This window comes from Pantoea sp. BL1 (genome assembly GCF_000963985.1).
In the GTDB taxonomy this organism is placed as follows: domain Bacteria; phylum Pseudomonadota; class Gammaproteobacteria; order Enterobacterales; family Enterobacteriaceae; genus Pantoea; species Pantoea rwandensis_B.
The window spans coordinates 1-2,634 of sequence record NZ_JZRH01000079.1 but is presented as its reverse complement, the minus strand read 5'-3'; the positions used below and the strand labels follow the sequence as shown (position 1 = coordinate 2,634).

The window sequence follows — 2,634 nt, the reverse complement described above, 5'->3', positions numbered from 1 at the left end:
CTGTCCTCGCAGGCCGCGCACATCAATCCGTTCGAACAAAGCTGAAACTCTACTGCGTCTTCTCAAAACCGCCTCTGGCGTTGTAAGGTTAAGCCTCACGGGTCATTAGTACCGGTTAGCTCAATGCATCGCTGCACTTACACATCCGGCCTATCAACGTCGTCGTCTTCAACGTCCCTTCAGGACTCTCTGGGAGTCAGGGAGAACTCATCTCGGGGCAAGTTTCGTGCTTAGATGCTTTCAGCACTTATCTTTTCCGCACTTAGCTACCGGGCAATGCCATTGGCATGACAACCCGAACACCAGCGGTGCGTTCACTCCGGTCCTCTCGTACTAGGAGCAACCCCCCTCAATTCTCCAGCGCCCACGGCAGATAGGGACCGAACTGTCTCACGACGTTCTAAACCCAGCTCGCGTACCACTTTAAACGGCGAACAGCCGTACCCTTGGGACCTACTTCAGCCCCAGGATGTGATGAGCCGACATCGAGGTGCCAAACACCGCCGTCGATATGAACTCTTGGGCGGTATCAGCCTGTTATCCCCGGAGTACCTTTTATCCGTTGAGCGATGGCCCTTCCATTCAGAACCACCGGATCACTATGACCTGCTTTCGCACCTGCTCGAGCCGTCACTCTCGCAGTCAAGCTGGCTTATGCCATTGCACTAACCTCCTGATGTCCGACCAGGATTAGCCAACCTTCGTGCTCCTCCGTTACTCTTTGGGAGGAGACCGCCCCAGTCAAACTACCCACCAGACACTGTCCGCAGCCCGGATCACGGGCCTACGTTAGAACATCAAACATTAAAGGGTGGTATTTCAAGGTTGGCTCCACGCAGACTGGCGTCCACGCTTCAAAGCCTCCCACCTATCCTACACATCAAGGCTCAATGTTCAGTGTCAAGCTATAGTAAAGGTTCACGGGGTCTTTCCGTCTTGCCGCGGGTACACTGCATCTTCACAGCGATTTCAATTTCACTGAGTCTCGGGTGGAGACAGCCTGGCCATCATTACGCCATTCGTGCAGGTCGGAACTTACCCGACAAGGAATTTCGCTACCTTAGGACCGTTATAGTTACGGCCGCCGTTTACCGGGGCTTCGATCAAGAGCTTCTCCTTGCGGATAACCCCATCAATTAACCTTCCGGCACCGGGCAGGCGTCACACCGTATACGTCCACTTTCGTGTTTGCACAGTGCTGTGTTTTTAATAAACAGTTGCAGCCAGCTGGTATCTTCGACTGCCTTCAGCTCCGTCCGCGAGGGACTTCACTTACCGACAGCGTGCCTTCTCCCGAAGTTACGGCACCATTTTGCCTAGTTCCTTCACCCGAGTTCTCTCAAGCGCCTTGGTATTCTCTACCTGACCACCTGTGTCGGTTTGGGGTACGATTTCGTGTTACCTGGAGCTTAGAGGCTTTTCCTGGAAGCAGGGCATCAGTTACTTCACCACCGTAGTGGCTCGTCATCACACCTCAGCGTTAAAAAGAGTCCGGATTTACCTAAACTCTCCGCCTACATGCTTAAACCGGGACAACCGTCGCCCGGATAACCTAGCCTTCTCCGTCCCCCCTTCGCAGTAACACCAAGTGCAGGAATATTAACCTGCTTCCCATCGACTACGCTTTTCAGCCTCGCCTTAGGGGTCGACTCACCCTGCTCCGATTAACGTTGAACAGGAACCCTTGGTCTTCCGGCGAGCGGGCTTTTCACCCGCTTTATCGTTACTTATGTCAGCATTCGCACTTCTGATACCTCCAGCAAACCTCACAGTTCACCTTCAACGGCTTACAGAACGCTCCCCTACCCAACAACACATAGTGTCGCTGCCGCAGCTTCGGTGCATGGTTTAGCCCCGTTACATCTTCCGCGCAGGCCGACTCGACCAGTGAGCTATTACGCTTTCTTTAAATGATGGCTGCTTCTAAGCCAACATCCTGGCTGTCTGTGCCTTCCCACATCGTTTCCCACTTAACCATGACTTTGGGACCTTAGCTGGCGGTCTGGGTTGTTTCCCTCTTCACGACGGACGTTAGCACCCGCCGTGTGTCTCCCGTGATAACATTCTTCGGTATTCGCAGTTTGCATCGGGTTGGTAAGCCGGGATGGCCCCCTAGCCGAAACAGTGCTCTACCCCCGAAGATGAGTTCACGAGGCGCTACCTAAATAGCTTTCGGGGAGAACCAGCTATCTCCCGGTTTGATTGGCCTTTCACCCCCAGCCACAAGTCATCCGCTAATTTTTCAACATTAGTCGGTTCGGTCCTCCAGTTAGTGTTACCCAACCTTCAACCTGCCCATGGCTAGATCACCGGGTTTCGGGTCTATACCCTGCAACTTAACGCCCAGTTAAGACTCGGTTTCCCTGCGGCTCCCCTATACGGTTAACCTTGCTACAGAATATAAGTCGCTGACCCATTATACAAAAGGTACGCAGTCACCTGACAAATCAGGCTCCCACTGCTTGTACGTACACGGTTTCAGGTTCTGTTTCACTCCCCTCGCCGGGGTTCTTTTCGCCTTTCCCTCACGGTACTGGTTCACTATCGGTCAGTCAGGAGTATTTAGCCTTGGAGGATGGTCCCCCCATATTCAGACAGGATACCACGTGTCCCGCCCTACTCTTCGAACTCACA

At 53.4% G+C, this 2,634-nt stretch carries 1 rRNA gene; it reads right to left on the bottom strand.

The window, feature by feature from the left end:
• Nucleotides 1-84 precede the first annotated feature (84 nt).
• Nucleotides 85-2,634 (bottom strand): 23S ribosomal RNA (locus tag VH86_RS24180); the annotation flags it as partial.